The 18,102-nt window shown below is 69.4% G+C and carries 15 protein-coding genes and 3 pseudogenes; 6 read left to right on the top strand and 12 right to left on the bottom strand.

Annotated elements, in window-relative coordinates; translation table 11 throughout:
• Positions 1 to 1,801 precede the first annotated feature (1,801 nt).
• Together ABZ854_RS12340 and ABZ854_RS12335 are read right to left on the bottom strand one after the other, a co-directional pair.
• The gene (locus tag ABZ854_RS12340) at positions 1,802 to 1,957 is read right to left on the bottom strand and encodes a hypothetical protein (protein WP_361208304.1); all 156 of its coding nucleotides are present in this window, start codon (positions 1,955 to 1,957) and stop codon (positions 1,802 to 1,804) included.
• Positions 1,958 to 2,169: 212 nt separating this feature from the next.
• Positions 2,170 to 2,349, bottom strand: coding sequence for a DUF6233 domain-containing protein (locus ABZ854_RS12335; protein ID WP_361208301.1), 180 nt, complete (start codon positions 2,347 to 2,349; stop codon positions 2,170 to 2,172).
• Between the two features lie 168 nt (positions 2,350 to 2,517).
• On the opposite strand from ABZ854_RS12335, the pseudogene ABZ854_RS12330 reads away from it, so the two are divergent.
• Positions 2,518 to 2,852, top strand: a pseudogene (locus ABZ854_RS12330) (transposase); the annotation flags it as partial.
• A gap of 34 nt (positions 2,853 to 2,886) precedes the next feature.
• Here the strand turns inward: ABZ854_RS12330 and ABZ854_RS12325 are convergent.
• Positions 2,887 to 3,090 (bottom strand): annotated as a pseudogene (locus ABZ854_RS12325) (hypothetical protein); the annotation flags it as partial.
• Between the two features lie 220 nt (positions 3,091 to 3,310).
• Between ABZ854_RS12325 and ABZ854_RS12320 the strand changes: the two are divergent.
• Both ABZ854_RS12320 and ABZ854_RS12315 read left to right on the top strand, forming a co-directional pair.
• Entirely contained in the window at positions 3,311 to 3,937 is a 627-nt protein-coding gene (locus tag ABZ854_RS12320) for an ABC transporter ATP-binding protein (RefSeq protein WP_361208298.1), read from the top strand.
• On the top strand, positions 3,934 to 4,707 hold the full coding sequence (locus ABZ854_RS12315) for an ABC transporter permease (protein WP_361208295.1): 774 nt from the start codon (positions 3,934 to 3,936) through the stop codon (positions 4,705 to 4,707). Before ABZ854_RS12320 ends, ABZ854_RS12315 begins: the two co-directional genes overlap by 4 nt.
• A gap of 3 nt (positions 4,708 to 4,710) precedes the next feature.
• Here the strand turns inward: ABZ854_RS12315 and ABZ854_RS12310 are convergent, their stop codons facing one another.
• From ABZ854_RS12310 to ABZ854_RS12280, 7 genes are read right to left on the bottom strand one after another with little or no spacing between them, the layout of a single operon-like run.
• On the bottom strand, positions 4,711 to 6,009 hold the full coding sequence (locus tag ABZ854_RS12310; protein ID WP_361208292.1) for an aldehyde dehydrogenase family protein: 1,299 nt from the start codon (positions 6,007 to 6,009) through the stop codon (positions 4,711 to 4,713).
• 42 nt (positions 6,010 to 6,051) lie between these two features.
• Entirely contained in the window at positions 6,052 to 6,888 is an 837-nt protein-coding gene (locus tag ABZ854_RS12305) for a hypothetical protein (RefSeq protein WP_361208289.1), read from the bottom strand.
• 21 nt (positions 6,889 to 6,909) lie between these two features.
• On the bottom strand, positions 6,910 to 8,133 hold the full coding sequence (locus ABZ854_RS12300; protein WP_361208286.1) for a beta-ketoacyl-[acyl-carrier-protein] synthase family protein: 1,224 nt from the start codon (positions 8,131 to 8,133) through the stop codon (positions 6,910 to 6,912).
• Between the two features lie 42 nt (positions 8,134 to 8,175).
• Complete coding sequence (locus ABZ854_RS12295; RefSeq protein WP_361208283.1) at positions 8,176 to 9,405, bottom strand: beta-ketoacyl-[acyl-carrier-protein] synthase family protein; 1,230 nt, start codon at positions 9,403 to 9,405, stop codon at positions 8,176 to 8,178.
• A complete protein-coding gene (locus ABZ854_RS12290) occupies positions 9,402 to 9,701 on the bottom strand; it encodes a phosphopantetheine-binding protein (RefSeq protein ID WP_361208280.1) in 300 nt (99 codons plus the stop codon). Before ABZ854_RS12290 ends, ABZ854_RS12295 begins: the two co-directional genes overlap by 4 nt.
• Positions 9,698 to 10,906 carry an SDR family oxidoreductase gene (locus ABZ854_RS12285; protein ID WP_361208277.1) on the bottom strand — a complete coding sequence of 403 codons (1,209 nt, stop codon included), beginning with the start codon at positions 10,904 to 10,906 and terminating at the stop codon, positions 9,698 to 9,700. The genes ABZ854_RS12290 and ABZ854_RS12285 overlap by 4 nt, the downstream gene beginning before the upstream one ends.
• Positions 10,903 to 12,123: a cytochrome P450 gene (locus ABZ854_RS12280; RefSeq protein WP_361208274.1), complete on the bottom strand. Its 1,221-nt coding sequence runs from the start codon at positions 12,121 to 12,123 to the stop codon at positions 10,903 to 10,905. Before ABZ854_RS12280 ends, ABZ854_RS12285 begins: the two co-directional genes overlap by 4 nt.
• A gap of 555 nt (positions 12,124 to 12,678) precedes the next feature.
• On the opposite strand from ABZ854_RS12280, the gene ABZ854_RS12275 reads away from it, so the two are divergent.
• Positions 12,679 to 13,608, top strand: a complete 930-nt coding sequence (locus ABZ854_RS12275; RefSeq protein ID WP_361208271.1) for an acyl-ACP desaturase — start codon at positions 12,679 to 12,681, stop codon at positions 13,606 to 13,608.
• A 348-nt stretch (positions 13,609 to 13,956) separates the two neighbouring features.
• Here the strand turns inward: ABZ854_RS12275 and ABZ854_RS12270 are convergent, their stop codons facing one another.
• The gene (locus ABZ854_RS12270; protein ID WP_361208325.1) at positions 13,957 to 14,967 is read right to left on the bottom strand and encodes a M20/M25/M40 family metallo-hydrolase; all 1,011 of its coding nucleotides are present in this window, start codon (positions 14,965 to 14,967) and stop codon (positions 13,957 to 13,959) included.
• Between the two features lie 325 nt (positions 14,968 to 15,292).
• Here ABZ854_RS12270 and ABZ854_RS12265 point away from each other — a divergent pair.
• Positions 15,293 to 15,534, top strand: a pseudogene (locus tag ABZ854_RS12265) (NADP-dependent oxidoreductase); the annotation flags it as partial.
• A gap of 368 nt (positions 15,535 to 15,902) precedes the next feature.
• Here ABZ854_RS12265 and ABZ854_RS12260 read toward each other — a convergent pair.
• Entirely contained in the window at positions 15,903 to 16,601 is a 699-nt protein-coding gene (locus tag ABZ854_RS12260) for a TetR/AcrR family transcriptional regulator C-terminal domain-containing protein (RefSeq protein ID WP_361208269.1), read from the bottom strand.
• Positions 16,602 to 16,706: 105 nt separating this feature from the next.
• Between ABZ854_RS12260 and ABZ854_RS12255 the strand changes: the two genes are divergently transcribed.
• Positions 16,707 to 18,101 (top strand): serine hydrolase domain-containing protein, encoded by a 1,395-nt coding sequence (locus ABZ854_RS12255; protein WP_361208267.1) that lies wholly within the window; start codon positions 16,707 to 16,709, stop codon positions 18,099 to 18,101.
• The last annotated feature ends 1 nt before the right edge of the window (position 18,102 follow it).

The raw sequence follows: 18,102 nt of genomic DNA, 5'->3' as shown, positions 1-18,102 counted from the left end.
CTGCAACAACCCCTCCCCCGCCCCCGGGCACCCGCGCTCCGCGCGGCGGCCGGCAGCTCCGCTGCCGGGCGGACAACTCCGTTGTCCGGGGCTCGAATTGCTCCGCAATTCGAGCTGAACGGAATTCGCTCCGCGAATTCCGTTGGCTGGCTACAGGGTGGGCTTGTCGGGGTACCCAGTGGATTCGGTCTTCCTGATGTCTCGTCATTTTGGTTTGCAAAGAGGGCTGTTGGAATTCGTGATGAGAGTACGTTGTGCTGGCATTCCCGGGCAACCTGTGGCCAGAGGTCAAACGAGCCGTCCTCGCGCACTAGGTCCACTGCTGTCTCCGCTATGCCGGAGCTTCTCCGGCGAGGGAACGGTCCGTGAGAAGACGAAGGAGTAGTGTCGAACGACTCGGCTGGTGTGCAGCGTGCGGCTGCAGTGGGGGGTCTGTTCGGGCTGGTGGCCCGTGATGAGCTGGCGTCTGCTCATGTCCCGCTGGCGGCGGAGGCGTTGGGGTGTTCGGAGCGGACGGTGTGGCGGTGGCTGTCCGCTGGCCGCGCGAGCGTCCAGGGTGGGTGTCGGGCCGGCCGGTTCACGGTGACGGCGCAGATGCGGCGGCTGCTGGCTCTGTGGGTGGCAGGGCTTCCCGTGTGCACGCTGAGTTTGTCGAGTGCGCTCGGCTGGACACCCGTCGCACGGGTCGGTGCCGTCGTTGGCCACGCTGCATCGGGCGATCCGCCGGGACCCTGACGACGGGTGAGCGCCCGGGGCTGCGGCAGGGTGAAAGAGCGGCGGCGGGTTCATGGTGTGTCTGCCAGTCGGCCGGCTGGTCATCGTGATGCGGTGTGGCAGAGCGATCACAAGCGTGTCCCGGACGAGGCCGGCGTCGAGGGGGGGTTGGTCTGTGCGCGGGTGACCTGGCTCATCGACTGTGGGGCCAAGGTGATCGTCGGGGTGGCTGTCACGCCGCATGAGCCCAGCCTGGATGCGGTGCTGACGGTTGCGGTGTGCGATCGACCGGCGTGCCGACCTCGCCCCGTATCCTGTCCGCACACACCAACCCAACCACTGACAGATCAGTGACGAAAACCCACTGATAGAACAGCACAGAATATGTGCTCCGTTGCCGGGCGGACACCTCCGTTGTCCGGGGCTCGAATTGTTCCGCAGCTCGAGCTGACCGGAATTCGCGCTCCGTGAACTCCTGTGGCCGGTTGCAGGGTCGGCCTGCCGGGGTCTTTCCCTGGAATGAGTAGTTCTGGCTTTCCGTCATTTCAATGCGGAGTCCTCTGCTGTCTCCGCTGGTGACGGAGCTTTACCCGTGATGGGGCGGTCCGTGAGAAGACGAAGGGGTACCGGACGACTCGGCTGGTGCGCAGGGGTGCGGCTGTGGTGGAGTGTCTGCTCGGGCTGGAGGCTGGCGGTCAGCTGACCTCTGCTCATGTCCGCGTGCTGACCGAAGTGTCGGGGTGTCAGGGGCGGGACGTATAACGGTGGCTGGAGGCCGGCGCGCGCGGGGTGTCTCGGACGGGTGCCGGCGGGCCGGTGCACGGTGTCGGCGCGGCAACTGCCGGTTTGTGGGGGGGATCGCGCTTGCCGTGTGGACGCCAGGCTCGTCGAGCGCTCATGCGGGGTGCCACCCGCGGCGTCATCGCGGCCTGCCCCAGTAGCTACCGCCCGCAGCGGACACTACGAAGGGCCCAGCTGACGTGGCGGTGAGCTGGGCTGTTGGCACAGTCCGAGACACGGCGGCAGCCCACCAGCTAGGGGTGTACCGCCGTGTCTCGTTGTCCGACCAGCGTGATCCTTGTAGCGCTCAGCGGCCGAGCTCGATCAAGGCCGCGAGTGGGTCGCCGCTGGCGGCAGCCAGCGCCTTGACGGCTTCCTCCCTGCTGACATTGCCCTGGGTGCTGACCACGTGGATGTCCTCTTCACTGAACTCAGCATGCTCGGCGTCTCCGTGATCGCTCATGAAGCCCTTAACTCCTTTCAACGGCAGGCGCAGCCGGACGGCTGCGCACCAGTCCCAAGCTACGAACAACGCGTCCGCCACATGATCATTGCCGCAGCCGGTACATACGGACGAGGGGCGGTCTCGCACCCAAATGGAGATCGAGTCGCGGCCCCTGACAAGAGCTGCGGATCGCACGCGTCAGCCGCTTTGCTCATCGAGCGGATACGCGATCACCCGTCGAAGTAGCGCAGCTCCGTGTCCGGCTGGCACGCGCCGCACGCCGCGACTGCATCCGCGGGGGCCCACAGCGCCTCGTCCCGGCTGATGCCGCGGCTACGTTTCCCGAAGTTCCAGTAGTCGCCGCAGTGCACGTACACGGGCGGGCTGTGCCCGTTCAGGTCCTGCTCCAACAACCAGTCCGGCTGCGGGGGCCGGGCTGCCAGAAGGCGTTACCGTTCGGTTTCCCGGAGTTGCTCATCGGCGATCCACCGCCGGGTTTGTTGAAGGTCGCGCTGCTGTACGCGCTCTAGGAACCGGAGCAGCGCGAGACGCGACAAAATCTTCGTTCACGTGTTCGAGTCACTCTTCAGTCATGCCGGCGGTTCCGCAAGAACACCGTGCTCATCGTGGACGGCACTCTCGTCCCCACCCGCGACGGCACGATCGCCGAGCAGTCCAAAAACTGCCGCTGCTCCACCGCCCACCAGCTCGTCATCGACGCCCGACACCCGTCTGGTCGTCGTAGTCGGCCGGCCCTTGCCCGGCGACCGACATGACTCCCGAGGCTGGGAGGAATCTGGCGCCAAGGCCGCCGTGGGCGCCACGATGACGATCGCCGGCGACGGCTACCCAGGCACCGGCCTGGTTATCCCGCACCGCCGCCAGAGACGGGAGAGAGCTCCCAGCCTGGAAGCTAGCGGCACACACACCGCACGTTGCAATCCTGATCAGATATCTGACCAGGCTTGTATGGGTGTCAGAAGACGGCGGCCAAGAAGCAGCCGTCGGCCAAGAAGCCGGCGAAGAAGACACCCGCGGGGAAGAGCGTGCGTGAGCTGCCATCGGGCGGAGATGCCAGCGAGGGCCAGCGTGGCTTCGGCGAGCCCGAAGCGGTCGCCGATGCATTTGCGGGCACCGCCGGTGAAGGGGATAGGTCGTTCTGTACGCCATGGTCGCCCCGGGCACGGATCAGCACTGGAACCGGGACCTGGCCCGGGCAGGCGTCGAGTGTATGCCCATGGGTGATCATTCATGACGCGGTGCAGATGCCAACGGCCGGGCCGTCCATGGCGATGGGATTCACGGAACTACGGTCAGAGCCGTTTTCAAAGATTCCCATCACCGGCGGGTGGTGCCGTTCGTTGGCAGTGCATGAAGAACGTGAAGGTGCCGGTGGGGGCGGCCATGAGGGCTGTCGGGTTGCGGTACGCATACCGGCGGCATGCTGTGCTTGACGGTGTGGACCTGACGCTCGGCCGGGGTGTGCTGGCGGGCGTGGTCGGCGAGAACGGCGCCGGTAAGTCGACGTTGCTGCGGGTTCTTTCTGGTGAGCTGCGGCCGGATGGCGGTGCTGTCCAGATCGAGGGCCGTGTGGGGACGTGCCCGCAGCGTGCCGTCCTCCACCCGCACCTGTCAGTCAGGCAGCACCTTGATTTCTTCCGCAGTGCTTACCGGTTGCCGGGGCTGGGCCGTTCCGCAGAGCTGGTGGAGATGCTTGGTTTCGGTGATTTTCTGGATGTGCCGACGGGGCAGTTGAGCGGTGGCACGCGGCAGAAGGTGAATCTGACGCTGGCGTTGATGCATGATCCGCAGGTGCTGCTGCTCGATGAGCCTTACCAGGGCTTCGACTGGGAGACGTACCTGAGGTTCTGGGAGATCGCGGGGCGGCTGCGTGACGAGGGCCGCTCGGTGTTGGTGGTGTCTCACCTGGCCCATGACGCCGAGCGCTTCGACGAGTTGTGGCGGCTTTCCGACGGCGTCCTGCGGTGTGGGCGGTGATGGGCGGCATGAGGAGCGGTGGTCTGCTCACCGCGGCCCGGTACGCGCTGGTGGAGCAGGGCCGCAATCGCTTTGCGCTGCTGCTGGTTACGCTGTTCGTTCCGGGGTGGATCACCCTGGCGGGGTTCATGCTGCCCAGTGCGCCGGCGGTTTTCGTTCTGCGGTCGGCGGGGCTGGTGCTGCGGCCGGACGGGCGTGAGCTGTCCCAGGTGGCGGGTGCGCTGAACACCGCGACGCTGATCGCCGGGTTCATGATGTTCGCCGTCACCTTCAGCACGGGCGACTTCGACCGGCGGCTGGTTCTGGCCGGCAGCCGGCGCGTGCATCTTGTCGTGGCGAAACTGGTGGCTCTCCTGGCGGTCGCCGCCGTGGTGTGCGGTTATGCCACCGGGGTCCTGTGCGTGTTCTGGCCGCCGCGGCAGCCGCTGCTGCTGGCCGTGGCGTTGTTGAGCGCGTCGGCGACGTACGGCGTGCTCGGCGTGGCCCTGGGGACTGTGCTGCGCCGTGAGGTGGAGGGAATGTTCGCGATTGTCATGATCAGCATGGTGGATGTCGGGTTGCAGAACCCGGCGTTCAGCGGCGGAGCCGGGAGCGACGGCGTGCGGGTGCTGCCCTCGTACGGGGCCTTCCAATTGGCCACGGGTGCGGCGTTTTCCTCAGCCCGGTCGGGGAGTTGTCTGGTGCTGCAATCGGCGTGGTTCACCGGGGCCGTGCTGCTGGCCTTCCTGGCGTTTCGCGTGCGTTCGCGCAGCGCCCCGCGCCAGCCATGAGGCTCAGGGGAGGCTTGGGGTCCAGTGCGGAGTGCGGGCTGCGGTCGGCCGGGGTCTGCGGTGAAGGGGCGCGTTGATCGCGACGTCGTCGGCCGCGAGGCTGGCGAACTGCGGCAGCAGTTGGGAGGCGGCCGTGGTGGTGTGGATGCTGACGTGGCGTCCGCTGCTGCGAGCGAGGTCGAGTACCTGTGACCAGGAGCGGAACGGTACGAGGACGGCGAGCGGCCCCGGGGGGATCGCGGCGGGGTCCAGCGTCCACGTGTGTGGATGGGTCAGCACGACAGGGCCGTGGAGCGCAGGTGCGAGAGCGGGGCGGGGGCCGGCGTCGTACAGGATGTTTGTGCCGGCGGCAGGTGCGGCTCGTAGGTAGGCGCGCAGGCCTGCCGCCTGGCTCGCGTCGGCCAGAGCGCTGAGGGTCGAGTGCTCTTGTAGCGGTGGCAGGACCGGCAGGCGTGCGGCGGCGTGGGCGAACTCCTCGACGAAGCGCTGGTAGTGGCCGGTGTGGACGGCGACGACGGGGGTGCTGGTGCATACCCGTCCGGCGCCTGCGAAGCAGGTTTGCAGTGCCGCACGCAGGGCTGCCGGAAGCCGCGCGTCGTGGCGGATTGCCATCAGCGCGGGAGCAGTCGGGCGGGCCCCGCCCGGCCGGAGCGGGCAGCAGCCCGGCTGGTGGGTGTCGGTGTGCTCAGTGAGGAGAGCGTGGATCTGGTGGTCGGCTCCGAGGACGAGCTGCCAGGCGGTTTCGGGAATCCCGGCGTAGAAGGCCAGCGCCGCCAGGCGGGCTGCGACCACGGCCGTGCGCCGGGTCACCTGCGTAATGACGCAGGAGCCGGAGCAGAGCGCCGGGAGCACGGTTTCCAGAAGCGAGGTGAAGGGGCGGGCGTCGTCGGTGCGGGTGGACAGCACGGCGGCGTCCGCGTCTGCGAGGGGCTGGCGGCGAAACAGCTGCCAGCCGTTGGCGCGGGTCGCTGCGTGCGGGCGGGCTGCGGCGGCGAAGTCCGCGGCCGCGTCATGGTGGCTCAGAGCGCAGCTGTGCTGGGCGAGAGGAAGCAGAGCCTGCCTATCGGCGCGGACCAGCGCCAGGAGCCGGCCCAGAGCCTTGCGGCGGGCGGGACCGGGCGTGCTCGCCCAGAGGCGGCAGTGCTGCCGCGCGCGGTGCACGGTGGCCAGGATGTCGGCGGCAGTGCAGGTGGGAGCGACGCCGAGGTTTTCTCCGGTGAAGGCGCTGGTAAGCGGCAGAGGGGTCCCGCCTCCGGCGGTGAGGTGGCAGAGATGGTCGGCCCGTGGGGCGGGAGGAGGCATGGGGCGGTGCTCTCTGGATCGGCGTCAACGGAGGCAGGCGGGCTACAGCTGCTGGGCCTCTGAACGTCTGATCAGGGCTTTTGCTGGACGGAGCGCTGGGTTCAGGCTGCAGGTGGCGAGGGCGCGGGCCAGGGGGCCGCGGGGATGCAGGAGAGGGAGTGCCGTGATGGTGAACACGACGCAGCCCGCGGCTTCCCCCAGCATTCGCATCAGCAGGACCAGGCAGGCGGCGGCGAGGATCCCAGGACATGCCATGAAGGCGAGCAGGGCGGTGGCGAAGCGTGTTGCGGCGGCGGCGAGTCGTGGCCCTTGGCTCTGCTGCGCGTTCAGGCTGAGGCGGCGGAGCAGCCAGAACACGACGGGTGTCACGGTGGCGAGCATGACCGCGAGGGTGAGGGCGACGGAAGTGCCGACCCAGTGGCCGGCGAGATCTGTCACGCGGCTGCGGGCGGTGGCCGGCCACTGAGCGGGAGCGGCGGTGAGCAGGCGCCGCAGGCCCGTCCCGTCCCAGCCGTGCAGGAAGAGGGTGACGATGGCGAACGTGGGCCAGGCCGTCTGCAGGAGGGCGGCTTTGAACAGCCCGCGGCGCAGCAGATGCTCCGTTACCAGTACGCCGGCCGTGCCTGCGGTGAGAACGCCGGCGGTGAAGGCGAGGGCCAGCCATCCGGGTGGGTCGGGGATGACCTGCATGGTCTCCCAGGCGGGGAAGGCATGCAGCAGCCACAGGCCGCAGGGTACGAAGAGCAGCCCCAGAAACAGCAGCGTGGCCTTCAGGGCTGCGGGCCGCGGCGCTGAAGGTGTGGTGAGCGCCCGTGGCGCGCCGGCGAGGGCGAAGGCGGAGGAGATGCCGTAGGCGAGGAAAGGGTCGACTTGGATCAACGGCGGTGCTCTTCCCGCTAGTCAGGGGGTGGTCAGGACGAGTGCGGCGTTCTGTCCGCCGAAGCCGAACGAGGTCGACAGAACGGTCTCCAGTGGCAGGGCCCGTGGGTGGCGGACGACGATGTCGAGTTCCCGGCCCGCATCCTGGCGGACCAGGTTGGCGGTCGGTGGGACCTGCTGGTGTTCCATAGCCAGGACGCTCAACGCCGCTTCGATCGCGCCTGCCGCTCCCAAAGCGTGTCCGAGGACGCTCTTGGACGCGGTGACCGGGGGCGGCGTGCCCCGGTACAGGCGCAGGTAGAGCTCGGCTTCCACTGCGTCGCCGGCCTGGGTGGAGGTTCCGTGGGCGTTGATGTGATGGATGTCGTGGGGGCTGAGGCCGGCGTCCTTCAGGGCGGCGAGGATGGCCTGCTCGGCTCCGCGGCCGTGCGGGTGGGGTGCGGTCGGGTGGTGGGCGTCCGCCGAGGCGCCGAAGCCGCGCAGCAGGGCGCGGGCCCGGGCGCCGCGGCGGCGGGCTTGGTCGCGGCGCTCCAGGACCAGTACGGCGGCGCCCTCGGCAAGGACGAAGCCGTCGCGGTCGGCGTCGAAGGGACGGGATGCCTGGTGGGGGTTCTCGCAGCGGCGTGAGAGTGCGCGCAGTTGGTGAAAGCAGGTCGCGGTCATTGCCGACCGGGCGGACTCAGCGCCGCCGGCCAGGACGACGTCACAGGTGCCTGCCAGCAGCAGGCTCCGGGCGATGCCGAGGGCTGTGGCTCCCGATGCGCAGGCGCTGGAGACGGTGAAGTTCGGGCCCAGGAAGCCGAGATCGGCGGCTACTTCCGCGGCGGCCATGTTGGGTACGCTGCGCGGCAGGGCGAGGGGTGAGACGGAGTTGGGCCGGCCTTGGGTCAGGCGGTCGAACGCGGCCGGGTAGGTGTGCAGGCTGTTGCTGCCGACACCGAGAACCACTCCGATCCGTTGGGCGATGCGGCCGGCCGGCTCCAGTGCGGCATCCGCGGCTGAGCGGCGGGCGGCGGCCAGTGCCAGGTGGGTGAACCGGTCCAGGCGGCGCACCGTTCTGGCGTCGAGTTCCGTCCGGGCGTCGAACGGTGCCGGGCAGGAGATCGTGACTTCGAGTCCGTCCAGGACGGGGTCGTCGGCCGCCAGGCAGCGGCCGGCTGCCATCGTCTTCCAGACGCTGTCCGTGTCTGTGCCGGCCGGGGTGATGAGCCCGATCCCGGTGACGGCGATCTCAGGCGGCGGCATGTGCACGCTCCAGTCCCGCGTGCAGGGCGGTCACCAGGTCCTTCACGGGTGCTGGAAGATCACGACGGCGTTCTGTCCGCCGAAGCCGCTGGAGTTGCTGGCTACCGTGTTCATCCGGTGCGACCGTGGTTGCTTGGTGACCACGTCGAGGTCGATTTCGGGGTCCATCCGGTCGAGGTTCGCGGTCGGTGGGATGAGCTGGTGGTGCAGGGACAGTACGGAACAGACCGCCTCGATGGCGCCGGCGCCGCCCAGGGCGTGCCCGAGGACGCTCTTGGTCGCGGTCACCGGCGGCGGCGAGCCGAACACGGCGCGCAGAGCCGCTGCCTCGATGCGGTCGTTGAGGAGGGTTGAGGTCGCATGGGCGTTGACGTGGTCGATGTCGCTCGGCAGCAGCCCTGCCTCGGCCAGGGCGATTCGGAAAGCCTGCTGGGTGCCGAGCCCTTCGGGGTGGGGCGCGGTGGGGTGATGGGCATCGCTCGTTGCCCCGTACCCGGCCAGGCGGGCGTACGCACGGGCGCCGCGGGCGCGGGCATGTCCGGCACGTTCTAGGACCAGGACGCCGGCTCCCTCTGCCAGGACGAAGCCGTCGCGGTCGGCGTCGAACGGGCGTGAGGACGCCGCCGGGTCGTGCCGTCCGCTGGCCAGCGCGCCCATCCGCCAGAACGTCACCGCTCCCACCGGGGCACACGCGGACTCACAGCCTCCGGTCACCACCATGTCGCACAGACCTGTCCGGATCAGCAGGGCCGCCATGCCGACCGCGGTGGTACCGGAGGCGCATGCGGTACTGACGGACATGGTGGGGCCGAGCACGCCCAGTGCCCTGGCCACCTCGCCGGCGGCCATGTTGGGTGAGCAGCGAGGCACGGCGGTGGGCGTGACGGCCCGGTATCTGCCGGCTGCGATGGCTGCGTATACGTCCGTCGTGTGGTCCTGGCTGCTGCCGCTCACGCCGAGCAGTACGCCCACCCGGGTGGATTCGCAGGTTGAGGGGTCCAGCGCTGCGTCGCGGGCTGCCTCCTTTGCGGCGGCCAGGGCGAGCCGGATGAACCGGTCGGCGCGCCAGGCCAGACGAGGTCCGGCGGCCGCCGCCAGGGCGTCGTCGTCGACGCGGCAGGAGAAGGACACCGGCAGGCCGGCGAGCACGGGGTCAGGGGCGGCGGTGGATGCCCCGTCACACACTCGCTGCCAGGTGGACTCCACATCGGTGCCGGCCGGTGTGACCAGCCCCAGGCCGGTCACCACCACCTCGTGATCGGATACCGTCACCGGCTGTTCTCCTGGCAGGCGCTGTCGGTGCCACCCGTCTGCTCCACCATCCGGGACAGGGCCCGTCCGGCCTCGGCCAGAGTGGTGGACGGCCCCAACCCCAGCTCATTCTCCTGAAGTTCGACGCCCGTCTGCTCCTCAAGTACCACAACGAGTTCGAGGACGGCGAGCGAGTCCAGGTCGAGTTCCTCGAAGGTGGCGTCGGGGCGAATCAGGTCGGGGGAGACCTCCAGGTGCTCAGTCAGCAGGCGGCCCAGCATCGCCTCGTCGATCTGGATCGGGGTTGCCTGGGTCATTCGGCGTTCCTCAACTGTGAGTGGGACAGGGGAAGGCGGGCAGGGTTGGGGTGGCGGTCGCCGGTCGGGGGACGGGATGCGAGTGCGCCGTGCAGCGTCGCGTCCAGGTACTCGTCGTCCAGCCGGGGTGGCGGGGCGGCGCCGCGCGCGGCATCGGCGGCGTCGAGTGTCGCGCGGGCGTAGCGCCGCATCAGGCCGAAGTAGAGGTGGTAGCCGCCCGACATCGTCCGCAGGAAGACTTCGCCAGGGTTGGGAGCGGTGATGCGTTCCACCAGTTCCACCCTGAGCCAGGGCACAAGGCGTGTGGTGAGGTCCACCAGCGTGCGTACCGGAGTGTCGATGGGGTGCACGATGTGATGGGTGCGCACCGGCGTATCCTGCTCGAGTTCTGCGAGGTGGACCATGGCGTCCACCGCGTACTCGACCGGCAGGATGTTAAGGATTGCGTCCTGCCGGCCCTCCATCCGGATGCCGACCGTTGCGCCCTCTCCGGCGTCGGAGTTCAGGCCCAGCCGTCGGCGCATCGGCCCGGGGCCGCGCTGTGCCAGCAGCGAAAGCCGCGCGCCGAGCAGAGCGTTGGGGTGCTGGGGCGCCGACCTGGGCACAGGCCGGTTCGTCACCAACACACTGGGGCGGAAGACTGTCACACGCCGCCCCGCGCGCCGCCGGGCCCATGCGCGGACAAGGCGCTCGGCCGTGTACTTCGACTCCTCGTAAGGGCAGAGGAAGCCGTTGGCAGCGTCCAGGTCGTCCTCGCCCACCAGGCCGGAGCGGCGGCCACCTGCCACGAACGCGGTACTGATGTGACAGACCCGCGTAAGCCCGGTACCGGCCGACGCCAGCATCAGGATGTTGCGTGTTCCCATGGCGTTGACGCGGTGCACCAGATCCGATGGTGCCTCCAGGCCGGTGACCGCGGCGCTGTGCCAGATCACATCGGCCTCGTCGGCCAGCCGCCGGAACTCCGAGGGCTCCAGGCCGAGACCCGGCGCCTCGATCCGCACCGTCACCGGGCGCACCTGGGCGGGCAGCGCCGCAACGACCGGCGCCGGTGCACCCGTAGCCTGCAGTGCGGATGCGAGCCGCACCAGCGCCTTCTGCGGCGTGTCGCGTCCCAACGCCCTGACGGTGTGTCCGTCCGCCAGCAGACGTGCCAGCAGGTGGGAGCCGACGAATCCGGTGGCGCCCGTCATCACGATGTTCATGCCCGCACCCCCGGTGTCCCGGCCTCGCTCACAGGCTCCGCAGCTTTGCCGCCGCCGTCAGGCCCGTTGGTCAGCACCGGCACCGAGGAAAAGTGGCGCGCCACGTTCGCGCCCCCCGACAGACGGTGCGCAGCGACACCGAGACGCAGTTCAGGAAATCGCCGGAACAGTTCGACCAGCGCCGTGCGGACCTGCAGACGGCCCAGACCAGCACCGGGGCAGAAATGCGGGCCGTGCCCGAACGAAAGGTGCCGCCCTGCGCCCGGGCGCCCGGGTCGCAACTGCCAGGCCGAAGGCCAGGCCTTCGGATCGACATTGGCCGCAGGGAAGCAGAGCACCACCAGGTGGCCGACGTCGAGTTGATGTCCGCCGAGCGTCATCGGCTCGGCGGCGAAGCGCCACACGCCGTAGGTGAAAGGAGCAGCCAGCCGCAATGTCTCCTCGATGACGAGGTCTTCGTCGCCCAAACCCGCCGCCAGAGCCTGCCTGACCTCGCTGTGAGCCTCGTCGAGCAAGTGCACGGCGCCGGCGGGGATGACGGCGAGCGTCGAGTCCATGGCAGCGAACACCACGAAAGACAGCATCCCGAGCAACTCGTCGCCCGACATGAGCCCCCGCCGGTACGCCGCCACCAGCGCAGTGGCCAGATCATCCCCAGGCCTGCGCCGTGCCCGCGCCACCAGAGCCGCTAGCGCCTTGCTCATCGCTGCGGTGGCCGCGACCATCGACTCTTCCTGCGGATCCGTGCAGGAACTCAGCCGCAGACTCAACCCGACCAGCGTCTTCGCCTCCTCCACGCTCTGACCCAGCAGGTGCGCCACCGTCCGAGTCGCCACCGGCCGCGCGAGATGGGCCACCAGATCTCCACCACCGTGTTCCGCGAACCGGTCGAGGGCCCGGCCAACCGAGCGGCGCACCACCGGCGCGTGCCGTGCGATCGCCTCCGGTGTAAAGAACGGCCGCAGCAACGCCCGGAGCCGGACATGATCGGCAGCGTCGGCACTGAGAACGTGGCGGCTAGCGGAGACACCGTCCAGCGGGTAACGGCGCGACGCAATACCGTGCCCGGCGCCCACAACCCGCCTCGGGTCATGCACCAGTCGTCCATCCCGTGCCGCAGACCTGACCTCCGCATGCCCGGTCACAGCGAGAGCCGGCAGCCCTCCGGGAAGCACCACGCGATGAAAGGGCCCGGCCGCATGCAGCTGGTCGTACATCTGCCGCGCTCCCCACTCTGCAGTCCCCAGCGGGCAGAACTCCTCTTGCAGAGCTCCCGCCTGCGCCCGCGTACGAGCCACGACGTCACCTCCCGCACGCTTTCGCCACCGTGCATCCCGAGAACGTGAGAACGCCGCCAGCGGGACGGCTGCAACCTCTGTCACCTGCGATCTAGGGATATCAGGGCGGCGGACGACAGCGTGATGTCCATTCACTCCCGCGAACGGCATATACACAAAACCTGCACATAGCGGCTGTGAAACAGCAATAAAGGAATCTTCAGTTCAAAAGCCATACATCTTGGACATGCCGGCGCCGCCAGGACCGAGGGACGCTCCTCCCAGCGGCCGAACCCCGCCCGCCGGCGACAAGGATGTGATCGATGAGCGTCTCCGTAGGTGGCAACAGGTCCCTACCGTTGTCAGCGGCACGCATCCCGTAAGCGGGATACTTCTTCCCTATTGCGCCATGATCGCCCCAAAACACCCCTATCCCGGCGTCTGACGCAAGGGGTGCCGGACTCCCCGAGGCGCAAAAAGGAGGAACCCTCAGGCATGACCGCTGACGTCGACCTTCTCCCCGAACTCGAACCGAGCGTGGAACAACTCCTCGGGCGCCACCTGGCCACCTGCCAGGACTGGCTCCCCCACACTTACATCCCCTGGAGCACCGCCACCGACTACGACGGCCCCCTCGGAGGGGAGCCCTGGACAGCCAGCCAGTCCGGCATCGCTCCGGCCGTGCGAGACGCCCTCGTCATCAACCTACTGACCGAGGACAACCTGCCCAGCTACCACTTCGAGATCGCCACCCGGTTCGGGCGCCAACGGGCCTGGGGCGAATGGGTGCACCGATGGACCGCCGAGGAAGACCGGCACGCCCACGCACTGCGCGGCTACCTGCACGCCACCCGGGCCGTAGACCCCGTCGCGCTAGAGCGTCAGCGCATGCGCACCATGAGCGCAGGCTTCCACAGCGATCAGCCCACGCCACTGCACGCCCTCGCCTACGTCATGGTGCAAGAACGTGCTACCCGTGAAGCCCATCGCAACGCCGGAGCGGCCTGCAACGACCACCCGGGCCGCCTGCTGATGACCCGCATCGCCGCAGACGAAAACCTGCACATGCTCTTCTACCGCGACCTCTACGCCGACGCCCTGGACATGGCTCCCGACCTAGCAGCAGCTGCCCTGGCCGACGCGATCTGCAACTTTCAGATGCCCGGCACCACCATTCCCGGCTTCCAACAGCGGGCACTGCGTATCGCCGCAGCCGGCATCTACAACCTCACCATCCATCACGACCACGTCCTGCAACCCCTGCTGCGCACCCTGCGTGTCATGACCCGTAGCGACCTCGGAAAAGCGGGAGAACAGGCCCGCCAGCGCATCGCACGACACATGGAGCAGATGCAGGCCACTGCTGCACGCTTCAACGCCCTCTACCAGCGCAGGGGAGCTGGCCGCGCCGCCACATGCATGTGACGCCGTCGTTCGGGCATCGGCGTGAGCACGTCCGGCGGACAGCACCAGTGCGCTGACGGCTGTAGGCGCACGCGCCGTCATGCTCCAGGCGCAGAGACCTCCGTTTGGGCAACGGTCACCGTGCCGTTGCCCGAACTCTTTCCTGAAGTTTCTATTCCGGACTGGCGCGCCTTGACCTGCTGATACGAGGTTCAGGAGCAGGTACTCACCCCCGACGGCCGCTGCACCGTGCTGGAGATCGGCGCCCGCCTGGGCGCCGGGCACATCGGCCTGCTCATCCAACATGCCCTGGGCATCGACTGCTGGCGGGGGCCCTGTGGGACATCGCGCTCGGCCACCCGTCCAAGGTCACGGCACAGTCCCGGAGCTACGCGACGGTCCGGTGCCTGACCAGCCCCGGCGCGGGCCGCCTCGTGGCCGTCGACGGCCTGCCCCACATAGGGCAGCAGACCCCCGTCGTACACCCAGCCCGTCGAGCGTGGGGATCCCCGCCCCGGCGGTGAAGTTGCCGTCCGAGGCGCCGCCGACGGCCACCTCTGTCAACGGGCCGAGGCCCAGATCCGATGCCAGCCGCCGGGCCCGCGTGAACAGCGCGCGGGAGAGTGCGGCGGTCAGCGGCGGACGGTTGGGCCCTCCCTCCACTTCGACCGCGGCCCTTCCAGGCAAGCCGTCAGCCCGCGCATCGCCTCGTCCACACGACACTGCTCGTCGGCGTCGCGCACCCGCACGTCCACGTCCAAACGGGCCTCGGCGTGAACGGTGTTGGCGGTGGTACCCGCCTCCAGCCGGGTCGCGGTGACAGTGGTGCCGCGCCCGGGGTCGCCCAGCCGGCCGACGGCCAGGATCTGGTGCGCGGACTCCACCGGTGGCGTTCACCCCGCGCTCGGGTTCCAGTCCCGAGTGGGCGGCCCGGCCGCGCACTCGAACCAGATAGCGCGAGACTCCCTTGCGCTCGGTCTTCAGGGCGCCGCCGGGCCCGGCCCCCTCCAACACCAGTACCGCGGCGCAGCCGCTCGCCTCCCGCTCGATGAGCCCGCGCGAGGTGAGCGAACCGGGCTCTTCGTCACCGGTGGCCAGCAGCGTCAGTCCGTCCAGCCGCTTCACGCCGCCGTCGGTCGTCAGCGCCGCGAGCGCGTGGAACGCCATCACCAGCCCGGCCTTCATGTCGAAGCACCCGGGACCACGCAGCACTCCGCCCTCGGCACGCAACGGATTCCGCCCGAGGGAACCGAGTGGCCGCACGGTGTCGTGGTGGCCGAGCAGCAGTACGTGGGGGACGCCACCGAAACGCCACCGCAGATGCGTGCAGCCGTCGATGACGATCCGCTCGGGCTCCTCCCCGAGATACTCGGCGCCCATCCGGGGCACGGCCTCGGCGCTGCGAGCCACCGCCGTCGTGTCCTGCGAAGGGGACTCGCACCGCACCAGCCGCCCCACATCGGCCACCATCGCGGCCTCCTGCTCCCCGCCGCTCTCCGGCGGGGACTGCGCAAGCTCCTTGCGCTCCGTCACGCGAACACCTTCAGTCGCTGCCTCCGTACCAGCTTGGGGTGACGTACCGGAGCGCGGTCCGTGAGCGAGGCCAAGAGCCACGCGCCGTTTCCGTACGCTCCGATGAACCCCTTCATCGGGAAGCCGGATCACGGACGCGGAGGACTGGGCGGGGATCCGCCGGACGTATCGAAGGGACGGCGGCACGCCGGTCACCATCGCCGAGCCCCCGACCGTCCGCCCTGGGGACGGACGCGCTGCCTATTCCGTCGTCGAACCGGTCCGCGTCCGCCTGATCGACCTCGCCCGACGCGTGCGCGAGGGACGCCTCAAGCCGGTCATCGGTGACGTGCGGCCGCTCAGCGAAGCGGTCACCCGCGTTCACACCGGGACAAGCGGATCCACGGCAAGACGATCATCCGCGTGAGCCAGGACCGAAACCGGAGTACCGCCGGACCGCAACGGCTCGGCTCCCGACCGTGCAGTCGACCCTGGAAGTGCCCGTCGAGCCACCCACGCGAAAAGGGCGTTCGCCGGAACTGGCGCCTCAGGGCCAAGGTCACGGTCGTCGTCGCCGAGATCGACCAGGAGCGCAGGTGATCGGCGGTCGCCCCCCCCCGACTCCCTTGGCGCCGCGCGTCACCGGATGGCCCGGCGGACGACGCACTCGACCGTGCCGCCCTCTTCCTCACCCAGCAGCACGTTCATGACCGGGACACGGCACATGTCGGTCGATGAGGGCCGGTCCCGCCGATCACCTGGGAGAAGCGCGACGCGTCCTTTGTTCTCATGGCGGGCGTGGGTCACTTCCGCCGGCCGGCTCGACCGGCGGCGGCGAGGCGGGTCTCGAAGCCGTCGAGGAGGGACTGGAGGCCGAACTCGAAGGTGCTGTCGGGCGCTGCGGCGTACTCCTTGGCTGCCGTGGTGTCGAGGCGTTCGCGCAGATGCGGGAAGTGCATGGCGGTCTCGGTGGCGCGTGTCATGGCGTCGGCCATCAGTTGCTCGGCGTCTGCGCCGTTCTTGCTCAGGCGGCGGTTCAGCGAGACCTGGGCGGCGGGGCCGAGCGCGCTGCCGAGCACGAAGGTGAACACCGCGGCGGCCGCCTGGTCCGCGCCGTCGGTGGTGAAGCCCGCCTGTTCGTAGATGGCCAGGGTGAGGTCGTTGTACCGAGCCTGGCCTGGTCCGTGCAGGAGGTGGCTGCCGAACGCCTGGACGAGCCAGGGGTGCCGGGTGAGCATCGCGTGCATGCGGGTGGCATGAGTGGTGGCGGCCGTGCGCCAGTCGGTGGTGCCGAGATCCAGTGGTTCGACCTCGTGCCAGATCGCGTCGCCGGCGAGCCGGACCAGGTCGTCCTTGGTCTTGATGTGCCAGTAGACGGCCGTGGCGGCCGTGCCGAGCCGTTTCGCAAGGCTCCGCATGTTGAGGCCGTCCAGTCCCTCGTCGTCGAGCAGTTCGATGGCCGCGCGGACGATCCGGTCCGCGGTCAGGGTGTCTCTGGGCATGACCAGCACCTTACTTGAACTAAGTTCTTGGGCGACTCTTGCACTTTGTTCAAGTCGTATCTAGGCTGTGCTTGTACTTAGTTCAAGCGACTTGAGGGGGAAGCCATGCCGCAGGAGAAGCTGTCGGAGTTCGTCACGGCGCAGGCCACGGAACTCGGCGTTCCGGGGGTCGCCGTCGGGGTGCTCCTGGACGGGCAGGAGATCTACGCCTCGCACGGCGTGACGAGCCTCAGCAACCCGCTGCCGGTCGACGAGAAGACCCTGTTCCCTCTGGCCTCGGTGTCCAAGTCCTTCACGGCGACCGCGCTGATGCGCCTGGTCGCCGAGGGAAAGGTGGACCTGGACGCGCCGGTGCGCAGCTACGTGCCCGAGCTGAGGCTCGCCGACGAGCAGGCCGCGGCGCGGATCACCGTGCTGAACCTGCTCAACCACACCTCGGGTCTGGACTGGAACCTGATCGACGACGGCGAGGGCGACCGCTCCCTGGCCGGGCTCGTGGCGAAGCTGAACCAACTGCCGCTGATCGCGCCGCCCGGGGCCCGTGCCTCGTACAGCCAGGCCGGTTACAACCTGGCCGGGCGGATCGTCGAGAAGGTCACGGGCCTGCCCTTCGAGCAGGCCATGGCCTCACTCGTCCTGGAGCCGGTGGGCCTTGCGGACACCGTGTACGGCCTGTCCGAGGTGATGGTCCGCAAGTTCGCCGTGGGCCACAACCGCGGCGACGACGGTGAGCTGCGCCCCGCCCGGCCCTGGGCGGCGTTCAAGGAGGGCGCTCGCGGGGACAACCCCGGCGGTGGCCTCGCCTCCTCGGTCAGCGATCTGCTGCGGTGGGCGCGGTTCCAACTCGGCGACGGTGAAGGCGTGTTGCCCGCCGCGGAGCTACACCGCATGCGGGAGCAGACAGTCGGGCTGCGCGCCAGCACGCTCGGCGACGGCTTCGGTATCTGCTGGTTCCTGCACGACCTGGACGGCCTGCACGGGATCGGCCACGGCGGTTCGGGCAACGGCCAGTTCGCCGAGTTGCTCATCGTGCCGGAGCGCGACTTCGCGGTGGTCTCCCTGGCCAACGCCGGCCCGGACGGTTACCCCTTCAACCAGTCCGTCGTGCGCTGGGCACTCGAGCACTACCTCGGCGTCATCGAGAAGACGGCGGAGCCGGTCCCCTACGACGAGGGACGGGCCCGGCAGGTCGTCGGCCGCTACGAGATCGACGCCATGAACCTCGACATCGCCACCGACGGCACCCGCCTCACCCTGGCGGTCGGCATCAAGCCCGAGATCCGCGAGGCATCGGAGGAGGAAATGCCCCCGGACTACCCGGCCGCAGGGATCGGCTTCCTTCCCGGCGACGGCGACGGCGACGGCGACGGCGACGAGTACATCGTCACGGAAGGTGGCCTCGCGGGGCAGCGGGGTTACTTCTCCCGCGACGCCGGCGGCGCGATCACGGGCGTCGACCTCGCCGGACGGCTCTTCAACCGGGTCACGGAGGCATCCTGAT

This window comes from Streptomyces sp. NPDC047028 (genome assembly GCF_040644095.1).
Classification (GTDB): domain Bacteria; phylum Actinomycetota; class Actinomycetes; order Streptomycetales; family Streptomycetaceae; genus Streptomyces.
This window is presented reverse-complemented; position numbering and strand designations above follow the sequence as displayed.

Bases quoted from the DNA above. Each gene is read 5' to 3' on its own strand.
- ABZ854_RS12280 (WP_361208274.1), bottom strand. From the start codon at position 12,123: ATGTACGACCAGCTGCATGCGGCCGGGCCCTTTCATCGCGTGGTGCTT.
- ABZ854_RS12310 (WP_361208292.1), bottom strand. From the start codon at position 6,009: ATGCCTCCTCCCGCCCCACGGGCCGACCATCTCTGCCACCTCACCGCC.
- ABZ854_RS12300 (WP_361208286.1), bottom strand. From the start codon at position 8,133: ATGCCGCCGCCTGAGATCGCCGTCACCGGGATCGGGCTCATCACCCCG.
- ABZ854_RS12290 (WP_361208280.1), bottom strand. From the start codon at position 9,701: ATGACCCAGGCAACCCCGATCCAGATCGACGAGGCGATGCTGGGCCGC.
- ABZ854_RS12340 (WP_361208304.1), bottom strand. From the start codon at position 1,957: ATGAGCGATCACGGAGACGCCGAGCATGCTGAGTTCAGTGAAGAGGAC.
- ABZ854_RS12285 (WP_361208277.1), bottom strand. From the start codon at position 10,906: ATGAACATCGTGATGACGGGCGCCACCGGATTCGTCGGCTCCCACCTG.
- ABZ854_RS12275 (WP_361208271.1), top strand. From the start codon at position 12,679: ATGACCGCTGACGTCGACCTTCTCCCCGAACTCGAACCGAGCGTGGAA.
- ABZ854_RS12260 (WP_361208269.1), bottom strand. From the start codon at position 16,601: ATGCCCAGAGACACCCTGACCGCGGACCGGATCGTCCGCGCGGCCATC.
- ABZ854_RS12320 (WP_361208298.1), top strand. From the start codon at position 3,311: ATGAAGAACGTGAAGGTGCCGGTGGGGGCGGCCATGAGGGCTGTCGGG.
- ABZ854_RS12255 (WP_361208267.1), top strand. From the start codon at position 16,707: ATGCCGCAGGAGAAGCTGTCGGAGTTCGTCACGGCGCAGGCCACGGAA.
- ABZ854_RS12270 (WP_361208325.1), bottom strand. From the start codon at position 14,967: ATGGGCGCCGAGTATCTCGGGGAGGAGCCCGAGCGGATCGTCATCGAC.